Consider the following 18209-nt stretch of genomic DNA (forward strand, 5'->3'; position numbering starts at 1 on the left):
ACACGCAGCAGGGGGGATGGCGATGGTTCGGGTAGTATGCGATTTATGCCCGCGGGGCTGCCAGCTGGCCGAGGGACAGGTGGGCTGGTGCCGGGGGCGGATTTGCCGTAAGGGGAAAGTGGTGGCACAGAATTATGGCCGGCTGACCTCGGTGGCCTTAGACCCCATTGAGAAAAAGCCCTTGGCTCGTTTCCATCCCGGGAGCTATATCTTATCTGTCGGCAGCTTTGGCTGCAATCTGCGCTGTCCGTTCTGCCAGAATCACGGGATATCACAGGCGGGAGCAGAGTTTGCCACGCAGGATGTGATGCCAGCAGATCTCGTGGACTTGGCCAAGGAGCTGGCGGCCAGGCCCGCAGGCAATCTCGGCGTGGCGTTCACCTACAATGAGCCGCTCATAGGCTATGAATTCGTGCGTGATACGGCAAAGCTGCTGCATGAGGCGGGGCTCAAGGTGGTACTGGTGACCAACGGCATGATAAATGCAGGGCCCTTCCAGGCACTGCTGCCACTGGTGGATGCCTTCAATATTGACTTGAAGGGCTGGCGGCAGCAAGTCTATGATGTCTGCGGCGGCAGTCTGGCGGCGGTGAAGCAGAATATCGCGGCGGCAGCAGCCGTGACGCATGTGGAGGTGACGACATTGGTGGTGCCGGGGCTCAATGACAGTGCCACGGAAATGGCTGCGGAAGCAGAATGGCTGGCGTCGTTATCGGTGGACTTGCCGCTGCATGTGAGCCGGTATTTTCCGCGCTGGCAGTCGGAGGTGCCAGCGACGCCAGTGGCTATCGTCTACAAGCTGGCGGAGGTGGCGCGCAGCTCACTGCGCTATGTGTATACGGGGAATTGCTGATTGCTAGGAGGGATCACTATGGGGATAATGGCAGCGATGGCGGTGCCGCATCCGCCGCTTATCATTCCAGAGGTCGGACGCGGACAGGAACGGGGAATCGCCAAGACCGTGGAGGCATATGAAAAGGTGATGGCGCGGGCGGCTGCCCTGCAGCCTGATCTGGTGATTGTCGTAAGTCCGCATTCGGTCATGTATGCGGATTACTGCCATATATCGCCGGGCACTGGTGCGGCTGGCGATTTCGGCCGATTCGGAGCACCGGCGGTGAAGGTTTCGGCTGCCTACGATGCGGAGTTCGTTGCAACGCTGAGCGAGGCGTGTGCGGCAGCGGATATTCCCGCCGGGACCTTGGGGGAGAAGAATCCGGCCCTTGACCATGGCACAATGATTCCGCTGTATTTCCTGCAGAAGCATTGGCAGCGATTCCAGGCAGTGCGCATTGGCATCGGCGGGATGCCGGCGCGCGAGCACTATCGGCTCGGGCAGCAGCTGGCGGCTGTGGCTGAGCGTTTGGGACGGCGGGCAGTCCTGGTGGCCAGCGGCGATTGGTCGCACAAGCTCAAGGCCGACGGCCCTTACGGTTTTGCTGCGGAGGGGCCGGTGCTGGATGAGAAGCTGGCCAAGGATCTCGGGGCGGCTGATTTCCTGTCGCTGCTGACGACGCCGGCCGAGCTGGCGGAAAAGGCAGCCGAGTGTGGCCTGCGGGCGTTCTGGATCCTGGCTGGTACCATGGACCGCCGCCAGGTGAAGGCGGAGCTGCTGTCCTATGAGGGACCGTTTGGCGTTGGTTATGGCGTGGCGTTCTTCTGGCCTGGCGGGGCAGATGCATCGCGTGCCATCGGTGAGCAATTGGTACGGCAGGAGCAGGTGGAGCTCGCACGCTGTCGTGCTCAGGAAGATGCCTGGGTGCGGCTGGCGCGGCACAGTCTGGAGACGTATGTGAAGACGAAGTCATATGCTTCGCTGCCAGAGGACTTGCCAGCAGAAATCCTGTCGGGGCATGCGGGAGCCTTCGTCTCTATCCATAAGGATGGAGCTTTGCGTGGGTGCATTGGCACCATCCTGCCGGTGCGGGCGAATCTGGCTGAGGAGATCCTCTACAATGCGGTGTCTGCCGGTATGCGCGATCCGCGGTTTGCGGCCGTGCAGCCAGCGGAATTAGCACAGCTTGTCTACAAGGTCGATGTCCTGACTGAGCCCGAGCCGATTGCATCAAGTGCTGAGCTCGATGTCAAACGGTATGGTGTCATCGTGCAGTGCGGCGAACGCCGTGGGTTGCTCTTGCCAGATCTGGATGGTGTTGACACGGTGGAGCAGCAGCTTGCTATTGCGCGCCGCAAGGGGAACATCGGTGAGGAGGAAGCGTGCCAGCTTTGGCGGTTTGAGGTCGTGCGCCATCATTGACATGTCAAAAGGGGCGCCAGATAGGAGAATCTATCTGGCGCCCCTTCGTTTGGGGAGCAGTTGACCGGTCAGATCGTGTCAACATTACTCAATGGTGCGGATGGGAATCTGTTTCGGCGTATCGATTGTCGCAGCTGACTTGGGCAGCGTGACGGTCAGGATGCCGTTCTGGAATTCAGCCGTGCACCGGCTCTCTTCGATGTTGTCGATGTAGAACGAGCGGCTCATGCTGCCACTGTACCGTTCCCGGCGGATGTAGTTGCCATGTTCGTCCTTTTCGTCGTGCGACTCCTCTTTCTTGGTAGAAATCGTGAGGTAGTTGTTCTGGTAGGTGAGATTTATATCATCTTTCGTCAGACCGGGGAGTTCGGCTTTGAGCTCATAACTCGTGCCATTGTCCTTCACATCGACTTTGAAGGAGCTGCCAGTGAAGCCTGCATCCTTGAACAAGGTGGAAAGCGGCTGGTTCATGAAGTCGAAGAGGCGATCGAAATCGTCATCTACCGTTGCCATCGTGTTTCTTCTGCCAAATGGAATTAACCCAAACATAAAATCGATCCCCTTTCATAAAGAAGTGTGAAATATCTTTTTCAATTCTTATTATAGTCTTAAAGGTCAAAAAGTCAATAGGTCAAAATACAGTTTTTCATAAACTTTTTGCCATCAAAAAAGGATATAGAAAGAACTTTACAGAATAAATAACAGAAATTGTTTTATCTATCTATTTGAGAGGAGTCTTGTTATGCAGACCATTGCGCTTATTGCACACGACAAAAAGAAAGATGAGATGCTTGATTTTGTGGGGCATCATAAGGATTTGCTGCAGCATTTCCATCTGATTGCTACGCGGACGACCGGTACGCTTATCAATGAGAACTATCAGCTCGATGTGGAGACGATGATGTCTGGCCCGCTGGGCGGCGACCAGCAGATCGGTGCGCGGGTGGCTACGGAGCAGGTTGACTATGTGATCTTCCTGCGCGATCCGTTGACGTCGCAGCCGCATGAGCCGGATATCAATGCGCTGCTCAGATTATGCGATGTTCACGATATCCCGCTGGCAACGAATCGCAAGAGTGCGCACATCCTGCTGCAGTACGCCGACAAGAAACTGCAAGGCTGAAAACCTTTCGTGGGGATGGACAGAAAAAGATAGTTATTGACATATGACAAAATAGAGTTATAATTTATTTAGTGACATATGTCAATAAAAGGAGGCCGTTATGGCAAGACCGGCAAAGAAGAAGAAGATTTGCTCATTGCCTGCGTATCAGGAGTTTGGTGCCGGAGAGGCCGCGAAGGATAAGCCGATAGTGTTTATGCCGGTGGAAGAATATGAGACGATACGTCTTATGGACTACCATGGCATGAACCAGCAGGAGTGTTCCGAGCAGATGGGGGTAGCCAGGACTACCGTTCAGGCGCTTTACACGGCGGCGCGTAAGCGCATTGCCTCCTGTCTGGTCGAAGGCCGGCCGCTCAAGATTACTGGCGGCGACTATGAGATCTGTCAAGAAGATGAGGATTGCTTGCGTAGTCGTCATTGTCCCTATAGAAAGAAAGGATGTATTAAGATGAAGATTGCAGTGACTTATGATAATGGCCAGATTTTCCAGCATTTTGGCAAGACGAGTGAGTTCAAGGTATATACGGTTGAGGATAGCAAGGTAGTCAGCGCTGAAGTTATCGGTACGAATGGTCAGGGCCATGGGGCACTGGCTGGTATCCTGCAGCAGCAGGCTATCGACACGCTGATTTGCGGTGGCATCGGCGCTGGTGCGCAGAATGCACTGGCTGCTGCTGGTATTACCCTTTATGGCGGCTGCAATGGCTCGGCAGATGAGGCTGTGGAGGCACTGCTGGCAGGTTCGCTCGATTACAATCCGGCTGTTCATTGCAATCATCATGGTCATGGTGAGGCAGGCCATACCTGCGGTGACCATGGCTGCCATTAATTGCAGCAAATAATGTGTTTTATAAGGAGCAGTTTAGGAGGCTAATCGTATGGCAGAAGAATGCAATCATGATTGCAGTTCGTGTGGGACAACCTGCGGATCGGATACGCGTAAGAAAGATATGCATGAAGCTCCGCATGAGCTCAGTGAGATCCGTCACGTTATTGCAGTGGTAAGCGGCAAAGGCGGCGTTGGCAAATCCCTCGTCACGGGTCTGCTTTCGGAGGCTATGTCGCGCAAAGGCCGCCATGTCGGCATCATCGACGCGGATATCACAGGTCCTTCGATTCCGAAGATGTTTGGTGTCAGTGCTGAAATCTGTGGCAGTGAGGCTGGGGCTTATCCGGCGACGACGTCTGGCGGTATCGATATCGTCAGCATGAATCTGCTGCTTGAGAACGGCAGTGACCCGGTGGTTTGGCGCGGCCCGATTCTCAGCGGTGTCGTCAAGCAGTTCTGGCATGATTTCATCTGGAATGATATCGACTACATGTTCATTGATATGCCGCCGGGGACTGGTGATGTGCCGTTGACGGTCATGCAGTCGATCAAGCTGGATGGTATCGTCATCGTCACGAGTCCGCAGGAACTCGTTTCGATGATTGTCGAAAAGGCTGTCAAGATGGCATCGGCGATGAACGTGCCGATCCTGGGCCTCGTGGAGAATATGAGCTACTTCCAGTGCCCAGATTGTGGCAAGAAACATGAGATTTTCGGCAAGAGCCATCTGCAGGAGATTGCCGATCAGTATAAGCTCGAGATCCTGGGGCGCATCCCGATGGATCCGAGGCTTGCGGCTGAGTGCGATGCTGGCCAGGTGGAAACGCTGGAGAACATCTACTTACAGGATGCTGCCGAGAAGCTCTTGCAGCTGGAGAAGGATTGAGGCAGCTGCCTGACCGATAAAGATAAGCAGGAAAATCATCTGCGGGTGATTTTCCTGCTTTTGTTTTTTAGCCATGGTATACTGGTAGCAGAGAATTATCGTGGACGAAAAGAGGGAGATTATGCGTTTTTTTCATCTTTCCGATTTGCATATCGGTTTGAAACTGATGAATCATGATCTGGCAGAGGATCAGGAACATATCCTGCAGGAGATTGTCCGGCTGGCAGAGGAGCGGCAGCCGGATGCCATAGTGATTGCCGGGGATATCTATGACAAGGCGGTTCCCTCGGCTGAGGCAGTGGCGCGGTTTGACCGGTTTGTCACAGCGCTGGCACGGAGAGTGCCGCAGGCAGAGATCATGATGATTTCGGGCAACCATGATAGTGCAGAGCGTGTCAATGTATTTCGGCAGGTACTGGCCCGGCAGCACATCCATATGATCGGCCGTCCGCCTGCGCTGCCTGCCGAGACGATTGCCAAGGTCACTTTGACGGACGAGTATGGGCCGGTGAATTTTTATCTACTGCCCTTTGTGAAGCCGTCGATGGTCAAGCTGATTACGGGGACGGACAAGGATGGCAACAATTTCTCGTATGATGAGGCGGTGCATCGGCTGATCTTACGGGAGGAGCTGGCAGAGCAGGAACGCAATGTATTGGTCAGCCATCAGTTTTACTTGTCCACAGGGAAGGACGATACCATCGAACGGTCGGCATCGGAGCTGGTCACCGTCGGCAATATCGACTCGGTGCAGGGAGATATCCTGAACCGCTTTGATTATGCGGCGCTTGGTCATATCCATAAGGCACAGCGGTTGAATGGCAGGGATTGCTGCCGCTATTGCGGCACGCCGCTGGCTTGTTCGTTCAGTGAGGAGGGACAGCAGAAGGGCGTGATAGAGGTGGAGCTGGGGGCGAAGGGCGACGTGGCGACGACGGTCCTGCCCTTGAAGCCTTTGCGGCAGGTGCGTACCATCAAGGATACGCTTGCTAATGTGCTCGCACAGCCATCCGGGGATTATGTCAGCATCACGCTCACCGATGCGGATGATTACCTGGCGGGAGATACGCGGGACAGGCTTATGGCCTGTTTCCCGCACTTGCTGCATGTGGGACGTGAGAACAGGGCGCAGGCGGATTACCCACTGGAAAGGGAAATGGCAGTGCAGCTTTCGCCCTTCGATCTCTGCCGGGATTTCCTGCAGGATATGGATGCGGAGGAAGAGACGCTGTTGGCGTCGGTCATCAATGAGGTACAGGAGGCTGGAAAATGAAACCGATCCAATTGACGATACAGGCCTTCGGTTCCTATGGGGAACGGGCGGTCATTGATTTCACGAAACCGACCCAGAATCTTTTTTTGGTGACGGGGGATACCGGTGCGGGCAAGACGACGATCTTTGATGCAATCGTCTATGCGCTGTATGGCGATAAGAGCGAGAAGAATGACCGCAAGAATGCGGCCATTCCGAATCTGCAGAGCCAGTATGCGGCGCTGGATGTGACGCCGTTCGTGGAGCTGGCCTTCAGCGAGACGGTGGGGGGACAGGAGCAGATTTATATCGTGCACCGTGTCCCGAATCATCGGCGCAAGACCAAGCGCGGTAATGCGGAGACCGGGGAGAAGGAGTCGGTGACGCTCACGCTGCCGGACCATACGGATTATCCGGGCAATAAGGATGCCATCAATGCCAAGCTCCGGGAACTTGTCGGCCTGACGAAGGAACAGTTCATGCAGGTCGGCATGATTGCGCAGGGGGATTTCATGCGCATCCTGCGCGCGCCGACGAGTGATAAACGGGAAATCTTCCGCCGCTTGTTCCATACGGAAATCTTCGAGGAGATTGTCAGCCGGTTGGGCGAGCGCAACAATCAGTATCGCGAAGCACTGCAGAATATCCTGCAAGTCTGCAAGGCCAGGGCCGAGGACATCATCATTCCGGCAAACTTCGCTGAGCAGACGGGGATGGAGGAACTCCTGCGCAAGATACGCAAGGATAAGACGCCAAGCCTGGTCGATTTCGAGACACTGCAGACCTACCTGGCGGCAGCCTGCGATGTACTGGCGCATGAGGCAGAAAAGGCGTCGGCCGAGTCTGAGGCTGCGCAGCAGGCTTACGATGCGGGCAATGTCGAGCTGACAAAGGCCGAGGCCGTGAAGCGGGCCTTTGACCAGCTGGCGGAGGCCAGGGAAAGCTGGCAGGGCTATAAGCAGCAGGAGGCAGCCATGGCGGAGGCTGAGAGCTGTGCACGGAGAATCCGGGCGGCCTATGCCATCCAGAATGCGTACAAGGCTTGGGAAAGCCAGCAGAAGGTGGTAGCAGATACTGAAGATCTGCAGCAGCAGCAGCAAAAGGCTCTGCCGGAACTTCGCCAGCAGTCAGCTGCCGCGGCGACAGCTGTGACGGCGGCCAAGGCGGAGCAGGACAAGGCGTCTGAAGTCTTTGGCCAGGTGCAGGCTGAGGTCAAGGCGGCGCTGGATATCTTCGCTGAAGTGGCGGCGAAAAATGAGGAGCTGCAAAAGGCTGCCCAGGCTGCACAGGTGGCAGAAGCTGCCGCGGAGCAGGCCCGGCAGAAGCTGGCTGCTTATCAGGAACAGGCCGGGGGCTGGCAGCAGCAGGTGAAGGCGCTGCCAGAGGCAAGAATAAAGCAGGGCCAGCTCGAGCAGCAAAAGCAGGCGTTCTTGCAATACGAGGCTGAGGTCAACGATGGCATCAATCTGGGCAAAAAGATGAAAAAGGCAGAGGAGACAGCAGAAGGCGCCAAGGTGCTGTTCCAGGAGGCCCAGCGGCTCTATCAGGAGAAGCAGGTGCGGTATGAGCGGGAACAGCAGGTATTCCTCAATGCGCAGGCGGGAATCCTCGCAGAATCCTTGGTCAGCGGCCAGCCATGCCCAGTCTGTGGCTCCCTCGAGCACCCGCATCCCCATGTACTGGCCGAGGCAGCGAAGCCCTTGGCACGGGAAGACTTGGAGCGGCTGGCCGCTGAGGTGGCGGAGCTTAACAATAAGCAGCAGAAAGCCGCTGCGGATTCCGGCGAGGCAAAAGTCAATTTTGACAAGTCAAAAGAGCAGTTTGACATGTCACTGGCGAAACTGCGCCAAAAGGTACCTGGCTGTGAGAGGGCAGCTACGCTGAACGAGATCTATCAGAAAGTCCGCCAGCAGCTGGCATCCTGCGAGGAGGATATGCGCAAGCTGACCGGTCAGATCGGGACGCTGGAAGAAATCCAGCAGCAGCTTGACAAGTCAGCGGAAATGCTCAAGAAGCTGCAGGACGATAAAGATGCGTTGACGGAAAAGTGCCAGCAGGCCAGGAACCAGCAAGATACTGCTGCCAAGACACGGCAGCTGCTGCTCGGCAAGCTGTCCTTTGCGACACGGGAGGAGGCCGAAAGCACAAGAGCAAAGGCCAAGGACGGACTCACTAGGTGCGAGGAAGCCTATGGCCGCGCCGACCAGGTGGCCAAGGAACTACAGGCAAAGCTGGCTGAGGCACAGACCATCCTCAACCGCTGCCAGCAGGAACTGCCGGACAAGCAGCATAAGAGCCAGGAACTCCAGCTTGCTTATCAGCAGGCTTTGCAGGAAAAAGGCTTGAGCGAAGAGAACTGGCAGGCAGTTGCCGGCGCGTATGAGGAAAAACGCGCAGAGACGATGCAGCAGGAAGTCCAGGCCTGGCGTGATGCATATCATGCGGCAGCAGGCAGGCTGGAGGCTGCTGAGAAGGTCGTGGCAGGGCAGACGCTGCCCGATGTCGGAACGCTCCGGGAAAAGCGCGAGGCTGCGCGGGCCAGTCTGGCCCAGGCGGCGGAGCGGCTGGCACGCATCAATGGGCAGGCCGACTGCGACAAGCGGGCACTGGAGTATCTCAGGCAGCAGCTGGATTCGCGCGCGGCGCTGGGCAAGACGGCGCGCAGTGTCAGCAATCTGTATGAGAGGCTGTCGGGCAAACGCAGCGGGGCCCGCATGGATATCGAGACGTATGTCCAGCGTTGCTATCTGCAACAGATCCTGAGTGCGGCCAATCGCCGGTTCCGTGCGATGTCGGGCAATCAGTTCGAGCTGCAGATGCTCGATGATGCAGAGGCGGCACGCGGGGGCAACCATGGCCTTGATCTGAAGGTGTTCCATACCGTCACAGGGAAGGATCGGGCGATCCAGACCTTGTCCGGTGGCGAGTCGTTCATGGCGGCGCTGTCGCTGGCGCTAGGGCTTTCGGATCAGATCCAGGCCAACCGGACGTCCATCCATCTTGATGTGCTGTTCATCGACGAGGGCTTTGGCTCGCTGGATGACAACGCCCGCAATGAGGCGGTGCGCGTCCTGCAGAAGATGGCCGGTGGCTCCAAGCTCGTCGGCATCATCTCGCATGTGACGGAACTCAAACAGGAAATCGACAATCAGCTCGTGGTGACGAAGGGCGACAAGGGCAGCCATGTCCAATGGCAGATCAGTTGATTCGCCTGGAAGCGCTGGCTTATCCTGTGGATTGCGATTATAATGTAGGTAGCAATGAAATGAAGAGAGGCTTGGCTCATTATGGCGTATATCCGTACGATAATCGCCGCTGTGATCGGCGGCGTGCTGTTTTCGCTTATCCATGCGCCGTTGCCATGGACGTTGGGGCCTATCGTCAGCGTGGCTTTGGTGGGATTGGTGCAGAAGCAGCCGATGGTCTGGAATCTGCAGGTGCGCAATGCTGCCCTTGTCCTGCTGGGCTATGCGATGGGGCGCCCCTTTACGCTGGCGACGCTGCAGGCAATCGCTGAGCAGCTGCCGCTGATGCTGCTGGCGACGCTGGTCACGGTCAGTGCCGGCGTATTCACGGGCTGGATCATGTATCGACAGACGAAGATAAACTTCACGAGCTGCCTGCTTGGCTGCGTGCCGGGCGGGCTGTCCCAGATGGTCGTATTGGCGGCTGAGATGAAGGATGTGGATCTGACGGCCGTGACCATCATGCAGACACTGCGCATGCTGGCGGTGGTATTCACGATCCCGTTCCTGACCATCCATATCCTGACGGACGGATCGGTGGGGGAAGGTGCCTGGGAGGTAGCGCTGCAGGCTGCTGATATGACGACAGCCTTGGTGTTTGCCTTGGTGGCCGTTGCGGGAGCTGTGGTGGGGACTAAACTCCACCTGCCTACGGCGGCGATGCTCGGGCCAATCCTGGCGACGGCTGGTTTTGCCATTGCGACGGGCCTGCCGGCTCCGGCGGTCCCCCAGCCGCTTCTTTATGCAGCCCAGCTCTGCGTCGGGGCATTCATCGGGATGAGCATTGAGCTGCAGCGCATCGTAAGCTATCAAGGCATGGGGCCGGTGCTTATCGGTGGCGTGCTGCTGGTCCTGCTGGTTTCGATGGGGATGGGAACAGCTGTGGCGGTGCTGACCGGGGAGTCGTTTGCTACTGCTTTTCTGAGCACGGCCCCGGGCGGCCTCACGGAGATGGGAATCACAGCCTTGACCGTTGGCGCCAATATCTCGACAATGACTGCGTATCAGCTTACGCGCTTGTTGTTCATCATGCTGGTATTCCCGTATATCGCCAAGGGGATTGTAGCAATTTATCAGAAAAAATATGTCAAGTGAAATAGGAGAGCAATAGTTATATGACACGTGAAGAGCACTTAGCGCAGATAAAGAAAGCCGATGCAATGTATTATGGCGATTCGGGCGAGGTTATCCTGTCCGATGCCGAATACGATGCGCTGCGCCGTGACTATATCGAAAAGTATGGCAGCGAGGACCTTGATTATGTGCCTGGGGCTGACCTCGGGGCGGCGAAGTTCCAGCATCCGCATGAAGCGAAGTCGCTAGCGAAAATCGATGAGACGGAGACGGATAAACTGCTGGCGTATCTGGAAAAATTCCAGCCCGTCGCCGTCGAGCCAAAACTCGATGGCTGCAGCATTGTTGTCTATCCGCACAATGGCGAGCCGATGTACGTGACGCGCGGTGGTGGCGATGAGGGCGATATCCTCACGCGGTTCCCCAGCCATCCGCGGGATGTGGCGTATACCGCGGAATATCCTATCCGCGGCGAAGTCTATATGGATTTTGCGGCTTTTGAACAGATGAATGCGGAGCTTGAGGCGCAGCAGGAAAAGAAGCGGGCGAATCCGCGCAACAGCGTGAACCCGATTCTCACAGGGGGCAAGCATCCGGAGTTTGTCAAATACCTGAGCTTCCAGGCCTACGATGTCATGGGCGTGGATTGGAGCGAGTCGGAAAAGATGGCCTATATCCTGGAGCATACGCCCTTTGCGGTTTCGCCGATGCTGACTTTTGCGGAGAAGACACCCGCAGAGATTGCAGCAGCGATACCGGCCATCTATCAGGATTATGAGCAGAACCTTGGCTATCCGATTGACGGCTTGGTCATCAAATGTGACTGGTCCGATTCGCTGCAGAAGTTTGGTACGACGGACCATCATGACAACAATGCCATTGCCTGGAAACCGAGCCAGATCCCTGTCAGCAGTGTGGTGCGCGATGTGCATTGGCAGGTCGGCAAGACTGGTGCGCTGACGCCGGTGGCTGATATCGAGCCAGTGGATATCCTCGGAACGGTCGTGTCAAATGTCAACCTGCACAATATGAATGTCGTGAAACGGCTGGGGGGCGTAGCTATCGGCGATAAGGTCGGTGTCATCAAGGCAAAGCTCATCATTCCGCAGCTGGTCATTGTCTATGAGCACAACGGCGGAGCGGCTATCGAGGCAATCGATACCTGCCCGTACTGCCATGCACCGCTCGAGCAGCGGGAGAACGCCGCCTCAGCTGATGAAGACAATACGAATCTTTTCTGTGTCAACCCGCATTGCCAGGAGCGCATCGCACAACAAATCGGTTTTCTGGCGAAACGCAATGTGCTGGACATCAGTGATCTGTCCATCGATCGTGCACGGGCGTTGGTGCGTACATTTCCTGCCAAGGCAGAGGCGGCGGGCCCGTATATGATTTTCACGCTCACGGCCGAGGAGATCCGTGAGGCCATCATCACGCCTTTTGCGGAGTTGACATCGACGAAGCAGAAGATTGCAGCAGAAGCGCAGAAAGGCAATGTGATCACGGCCGCAGATCTCAAGGATACGCGCGACTTGAAAAGCCCTGATAAGCTGAAGGATGCACTGGATGCAGCCCAGGCAGCGGTGGATATCCCGCGTTTTGTCAAGGCGCTGCTGCTGGATGGGATCGGCGATAACGTTGGCAAGCTGCTGGCTGAAAAATACCAGACAGCGGCGGCCATCCTGGAAGCCGTGGAGCGCAAGGATGCGTTCCAGGAAATCGATGGCATCGGCCCGCGCACCGAAGAGATCCTGCAGAGCGATACCTTCCATGACCGCTTTGCCACATTGCTGCGCTATATAAAACCGCAGGACTATGTGGTGCAGGCTGTCGATACGGAGGCGCTGCCATATGCGGGCAAGGTCTTTGTGCTGACTGGCAAAGATCCTGACGGGCAGCCGCGCAGCTTCTACAAGGGGCTTATCGAGGCGGCGGGCGCGAAGATGGCAGCTGCCGTCAGCGGCAATACGGATTACCTGGTGATTGCCGACCCTGCCAGCACGTCGAGCAAAGCAGTCAAGGCAAGGAAGCTGGGGACCAAGCTGATCTCTTATCAGGAGGCTGCGGCGATGCTGCAGTGATTTTTCTGGGGGAGAAGGTTTTTCCTGGGGGACGACGAAATAGTATATACAGAGAAAAACTGACAATGGGGGGCATTTATATGACAGATGTGAAGCAACCGGTACGTGAAGCCTTGGAACAGCTCAAGGAACGGCAGTCGTTTGAGAGCAGTTATGCGGAAATCAATAAATTCCATATGATGATCAATACGTTTGCCAATCTGGCGCGGGCGTGTGATTTGATGGCCGAGGAAATCGCAGAGCAGACTGGCAGGAAAAGCGAGGAAGTTCTGGCGGAATACTATCAGCGGGTCGGCATACTCGACGATTGATGTACAGAAAATAGTCTGGGCGACAGTAGTTGTCCAGACTATATTTTTTGCGATAATAATCAAAATAGTCTATCTTTTTAAAGGGATTTATGCGATAATATAAGTAGGAATATGAGTATCCGCCTATAGACAAGAGGAGGATGATTAACATGGATGTCAGCTTGGAAATCCGGACGGAATCTATTGCAGCGGCACCGCGTGTTAATATTGATGAGGCGAGGACAAGCCGCTATGGTCCACGGCGCACGCGCAAGGAAAGGGAACTGGGACAGGAAGGTACGACTGATAATAACGCCTATAAAGTAGAGATAACCAAGGGGTACCATTCGCCGCTCAGCGAAGCGTTTTTACGGTTGTCGTCTGAGCAAATGGAAATCTTTCGCGCAGGTGTTCTACGCGGGCGCGAACGCATGCATAAGGGTGCCTGATACGAATGGATATTGTGGAAAGTATCCGTGCGGTGTCCACTAGCAGGGCCAAGGTGTATGAAAATATCTTATAAGAGTGATCCCCGGTATACAATAAACTGTATGCCGGGGATAATTTTTATAGGAGCTTGATAAAAGCAGGTAAATGCAGGAGCTTTAACGAATAGTAAAGATAATTCCGAGTTAGCGGGGATGCAGGCAGAAAAATGGGCTACTCCAAGGAGACGGTACAGCAGACAAGCAGGAATGATGTACCGTAAGGGTGAGGAGAGAGAAGGGGCGATAACATGAAAAGACCTCAGAAACTGGCAATTGGGGCAGCCCTGGTTATGGCCGTTAATGTTAACATTCATGTGTCGGCATCGGATACGGACTATATTTACTTCAATGGCCAAAAATTTATTGAGTTTGAATTCCTTAATGAGGGGGAATTTGGGTCACAGTATACTTTGTCGGAACTATTAAGAGAGGGGACAAAATCTGCGACATCCTATTGGTCGGGGATACTTGGTCCGCAGTTAAAATTTTCTTCTCCCTGGCAGATTTTTGTTAAAACGCAGGCAAATTTTCAAAATGCCGGGGCGTTAACCTACTCCCTAAAAGGGAAAAAAGTGATTACGGATAATTATCCGGCTTTGATGATGCAGAATGGGAAAAAACTGAATGCCTATGATATGAAAAAATTAGCAGGGATAAGAATTCCAGATAACCTTTCTGAGGAAGAGCAATTCAAATGGATGGAAAAAAACATCGAAAATAATGCTCCGGGTGGAGATGCCGGACTTTCACTTGTTCTTATTGGGCAGCACTCTGGAGCAGAACGCACTGGTGCGAAGGCGAAGGATGGCTGGTGGGTGGATGCAGATACCATTTTGCCCACCAATGAGCAGGCAGCGGATTTTGTGGGGACTTTCCGCCATGAACTGGGGCATGCGTTGGGCATTATCATAGCAAGAAAAACTTGCGACTGGGATGGCAATGTAACAGAAAAGGATGTTTCGTATGGCGAAGGGAAAAGCGCGAAAGTTTTATATAAATTCGCAGATGATATTACGGATAAAAATAGTTGGTCATTGCATCTGGTGGATAAAAACGGCAACCATGCCAAGCCAGGCATGATGATTGTGACAACAGATGGGTTTAATATCATCAAAAAAAATAAGCCCGGAGCTGTACAAAAGGATTATTTTATCGTTGATGATGGTGATTTTGCCTATTTTGTGGGGAATCATGTAACGGAGGCTCTGGCAGAGGCGAAGTTTAATGGTGTTTCAGGGCTGCCTGTAAACGCATGGGAAAGCGGCGATATTTTTGAAGGCTCGCATCTGCAGACGGCCGGTATGATGAGCCATCGTCAATATAGCAATTATACTGGCTTTATGGAAGCGGAATTGGCCGTGATGCAGGATTTGGGTTATGATATTGACCGCAAGGCTTATTTTGGCTATTCCGTTTACGGCAATAACCAGACGATTAACAACATCCACGGTTTTTCGGCGCGTAATGCGGCAGGTACAGCGTATACTTCAGCTTATAGTGAGGTGCCGCTGGGCATTGGCCTGCATGTATATGGTGCCGGGAATACCATTACGCAGTCGGCAAATATTCTGACGAAGGGCACAGGGGCAGCGGGCATTCGCGTTGATGGCGAAAAAAATACGATAAATGTACCGCAATCAACGGAAATACATGCGGACGGGATAAATGGCAAAGGTGTTCTCGTTGCCTATGGCCGTAATCAAAATCTGAATCTGGCGGGCAAGGTAACGGCTAGCGGCAGTGGTGGCAATGCTGTTGAATTTAATTTTGGTTCCAGTTCCAATGGTGCCGACGATGAATACCGTGGCTCTTATATTCGGTATGAGCGGAAAGTGGATAGTAAAACGGGTAATATTACAAAAGGTACAAACTTAACGTTGAACGCTATGGATAATAATACCTATAATTCTTCTGCTAATGAACTAATGGGAGAAATGATAACCGATTTTAACCTGTCCGGCAAAATCACAGGTGGCGAAAATGCCATTTATATTGGCCGGAATGCCTTTGTCAAGAATATCAACGTTAAAAATGGCGCAGAAATCAAGGGAAATATCAAGTCAGAATGGAAACATTTTTCTAAGGACTATGGTTTTTGGGATGAGGAAACGGAAACCCCCTATCTGGATGAAGAGAAAAAAACAGACACGAGTATAATCGAGCCGCTTAGAATTCAGTACAACGGCAAAACATACGTTTATAACCAATATATCCCCGACTTGGTAACGAATCTGAACTTTAATGGGGATATAAACTACAGCGGTAATATCACAGGTGTAGATAATATGAAGGTCAGTGTCACCGGTGGAAAGCTTACCTATGGCGGCACGGCTGATGTAGTAAATGTGAAAGTCGAAGAAGATGCTTATCTGTATGGTGGTACATTTACGGTCAAAGACATGAAGTCGAAGCTCGACACTGACACCGGCAAATTTATCAATCATGGTACGATTGGCGCAGCCTCGGCAGATACCAATCAAGTGATCCATGGCAAACTTGAGTCCGATGGCATTCTTGAAGCTTATGCTGGCGGTAAAAAAGGTCAGATTGTGGTTGATGGAACGGCTGATGTCAATGGTTCTATAGTATCAGCTACAAATGCCCTGCCCGGTGAGAAATTGACAGTGTTGACAGCCGGAACGGTAAACGGCACCTTGGACAACACTGCAGGAAAGCCTTATGAAGCTTCGGGTATGCTCTCAACGACAGGAAAAATAAAAAATAATATGGTAGAGGTCACTAGTCAGGCTGCCAACAATCTGGGAGAAATGACTGCACAGCAGACCGAAGCCTATGAGGCCATGAATGCCATGCAGCAAAGCCTGGATGGGGATGTCCGCAGGGCTGAGATGCGTCCTCTTTACAGCCTCAATGTGAATGATGCCAAGCAGGCCCTTACACAAATCAGCTCTTCGGCAGGGCCGCAGATGGTATCCATGGCGCAGCAGAGCACTTTGGTCAGCCGGGTGATTTCTGACCGTCTGAGCACGGCTTTTTCCATGCAGCCAGTAGAAGTGACTGTTCCGGTGAGTCATTTGGCCGACAGCGATAAGGCTGATGATGGCATCAAGATGAATATGGAATTGCCTGTAGCTCAGGATAACAATGCTTGGGTGAAGTTCACCAAGAACTGGGGAAATCTCAAAGGTGGGGCAAACTATCATGGCAGCGGAATCTCTGGCGGCTATGACCGCTGGATGAATGAAAACTGGCGGGGTGGTGTGTTCCTAAGCTACCAGGCTATGGGATTAGGGGCAGAGTCTGGTAGTGCGAATGTCTATGACACCCGGTTTGGCGTTTATGTGGGCTACTATAAGGATGCTGCCGATGCGTATATCTATGCCGACTATGGCTGGGTCAGAAACAAACTGCACCGTGGTATTGGCATGCTGGGACTGGGAGCAGAAGCCAAGTATAATGCCAATCTGGTAGAGATCGGTGGAGAATATAAGTATGACCTGCATGCCAGCGACGGCAAGATCTGGCATGCAAGCCCCTATGCAGGATTGCAGGTTTCCTGGATGAACCAGGACGCTTATAAAGAAAATGGAGCAGGTACTTTCAATCAGCATGTGGCAGGGATGAACAATACTTATGTAGCCGGCCAGCTGGGGCTGGAACTCAAGCGCTATCTGCAACGTGGCAACTATGGTCTGCGCTTTGGCGTAAAGCATGCTTTTGCAGGAGCAGATCCGGAACTTTCCTTCCGCTATGAGGGCTATGATGGCAAGTCCTACACCCTGCGCAACAGCCAGGATAAAACGCATTTCTTATTTTCGCTGCTGGGAGAAACAGAGTTTGCTAAGGGATGGTTCTTGAATGGCGAAGCCCAGCTTCAAAAAGGAGCCCATGACAAGGATATTTCTGCATCTGTCCAATTCAAACGGGTGTGGTGATGGCGTGATATAGTCTGAAAGCAAAAAAACGGTTCACAGACTTGGAACAGTCAGCGAACCGTTTTTTTGCTTAGTTTAGTTTTGGGAATCGTCGGTATCATCTTCATCGGCAGTGGTGACATAGCTGGGAAGAACGCCGAGTATGCCGGGAATCTTTTCCAAGTCAAAACAGAGCTGCTGGAGTTTGGTCAGGCTGGATTCTTCAGCGACAAGGATAAGTTCGCCGGTTGGCGTTGTTTTTTCAATGTTAAGCTGAGAAAAGCTGCTAAGCGAAGCTTGAACCTGTTCAGCCTTGCCTGGTTCAAGCTGCAGGATGAGACTTGCAATTGCCATAAATATTCTCCTTTGTATCAAAGATACTTATATTCTAGCATAGGGCTGGAAAAAAATGAAGAAAAATGCAAATAGGGTGTTGACAAGATACGCTGAGCCGTGTAATATAGTACAAGTCGTCAGCAAACAGCACAAGCTGCTGAAGGGCGGCAAGAAATCACTCCGTTGTTGGAACGTTGAAAACTTCAAAAAAGTTCTTGACAATCACAAACGGATGCGATATGATATAAAAGCTGAATCAAGCGGAACTTCGAAATGTTCTGACAGATAAAGCGAGATTGTTCTCTGAAAACTAAACAATGCAGAATGAATCATGCAACATGATTCAAGCCAGATGTTAGATGAGACTTCGGTTTCATCATCGAAACATCGATTGGTATGAACAACATAGCAATCGGCAATTTCTTTTAAGCAGCGAACAGCAATTTTAATTGCTTGTGAGTCGCTTACAT

General features: G+C 53.3%; 15 protein-coding genes. 12 read left to right on the forward strand and 3 right to left on the reverse strand.

Translation table 11 applies throughout. The features are described 5' to 3' along the window. Positions 1-16: 16 nt before the first annotated feature. On the forward strand, positions 17-853 hold the full coding sequence (gene amrS, locus FZ041_RS02475) for an AmmeMemoRadiSam system radical SAM enzyme (protein WP_187626281.1): 837 nt from the start codon (positions 17-19) through the stop codon (positions 851-853). 18 nt (positions 854-871) lie between these two features. Beyond that, positions 872-2257, forward strand: coding sequence for an AmmeMemoRadiSam system protein A (amrA, locus tag FZ041_RS02480; RefSeq protein ID WP_149188390.1), 1386 nt, complete (start codon positions 872-874; stop codon positions 2255-2257). Between the two features lie 84 nt (positions 2258-2341). On the opposite strand, the gene FZ041_RS02485 is transcribed toward amrA, so the two are convergent. Next, complete coding sequence (locus tag FZ041_RS02485) at positions 2342-2770, reverse strand: Hsp20/alpha crystallin family protein (protein ID WP_369407307.1); 429 nt, start codon at positions 2768-2770, stop codon at positions 2342-2344. 229 nt (positions 2771-2999) lie between these two features. Between FZ041_RS02485 and FZ041_RS02490 the strand changes: the two genes are divergently transcribed. The 10 genes from FZ041_RS02490 (at position 3000) to FZ041_RS02535 (ending at position 17424) form a co-directional block, all read left to right on the forward strand. Beyond that, positions 3000-3380, forward strand: coding sequence for a methylglyoxal synthase (locus tag FZ041_RS02490; RefSeq protein WP_075441595.1), 381 nt, complete (start codon positions 3000-3002; stop codon positions 3378-3380). A gap of 100 nt (positions 3381-3480) precedes the next feature. Continuing rightward, on the forward strand, positions 3481-4212 hold the full coding sequence (locus tag FZ041_RS02495; RefSeq protein WP_075429192.1) for a DUF134 domain-containing protein: 732 nt from the start codon (positions 3481-3483) through the stop codon (positions 4210-4212). A gap of 49 nt (positions 4213-4261) precedes the next feature. Next, complete coding sequence (locus tag FZ041_RS02500; protein ID WP_075441599.1) at positions 4262-5098, forward strand: Mrp/NBP35 family ATP-binding protein; 837 nt, start codon at positions 4262-4264, stop codon at positions 5096-5098. A 121-nt stretch (positions 5099-5219) separates the two neighbouring features. Then, entirely contained in the window at positions 5220-6371 is a 1152-nt protein-coding gene (locus tag FZ041_RS02505) for an exonuclease SbcCD subunit D (protein ID WP_149188391.1), read from the forward strand. Beyond that, positions 6368-9556 (forward strand): SbcC/MukB-like Walker B domain-containing protein, encoded by a 3189-nt coding sequence (locus tag FZ041_RS02510; RefSeq protein WP_149188392.1) that lies wholly within the window; start codon positions 6368-6370, stop codon positions 9554-9556. Before FZ041_RS02505 ends, FZ041_RS02510 begins: the two co-directional genes overlap by 4 nt. Positions 9557-9637: 81 nt before the next feature. Beyond that, entirely contained in the window at positions 9638-10690 is a 1053-nt protein-coding gene (locus tag FZ041_RS02515; RefSeq protein ID WP_149188393.1) for an AbrB family transcriptional regulator, read from the forward strand. 20 nt (positions 10691-10710) lie between these two features. Then, the gene (locus FZ041_RS02520) at positions 10711-12750 is read left to right on the forward strand and encodes a BRCT domain-containing protein (RefSeq protein ID WP_149188394.1); all 2040 of its coding nucleotides are present in this window, start codon (positions 10711-10713) and stop codon (positions 12748-12750) included. A gap of 80 nt (positions 12751-12830) precedes the next feature. Then, positions 12831-13061 (forward strand): hypothetical protein, encoded by a 231-nt coding sequence (locus FZ041_RS02525; RefSeq protein WP_143092066.1) that lies wholly within the window; start codon positions 12831-12833, stop codon positions 13059-13061. Between the two features lie 149 nt (positions 13062-13210). Next, positions 13211-13489, forward strand: a complete 279-nt coding sequence (locus tag FZ041_RS02530; RefSeq protein WP_149188395.1) for a hypothetical protein — start codon at positions 13211-13213, stop codon at positions 13487-13489. 287 nt (positions 13490-13776) lie between these two features. Beyond that, a complete protein-coding gene (locus FZ041_RS02535) occupies positions 13777-17424 on the forward strand; it encodes an autotransporter outer membrane beta-barrel domain-containing protein (RefSeq protein ID WP_149188396.1) in 3648 nt (1215 codons plus the stop codon). A gap of 75 nt (positions 17425-17499) precedes the next feature. Here the strand turns inward: FZ041_RS02535 and FZ041_RS02540 are convergent, their stop codons facing one another. Beyond that, positions 17500-17757, reverse strand: coding sequence for a chaperone NapD (locus FZ041_RS02540; protein WP_075441615.1), 258 nt, complete (start codon positions 17755-17757; stop codon positions 17500-17502). A 204-nt stretch (positions 17758-17961) separates the two neighbouring features. Further along, positions 17962-18209 (reverse strand): hypothetical protein (locus tag FZ041_RS14525; RefSeq protein WP_222931117.1); only part of this gene is annotated, 248 nt, incomplete at its 5' end.

The sequence above is a fragment of the Pseudoselenomonas caprae genome, assembly GCF_008271345.1.
Classification (GTDB): Bacteria; Bacillota; Negativicutes; order Selenomonadales; family Selenomonadaceae; genus Selenomonas_A; species Selenomonas_A caprae.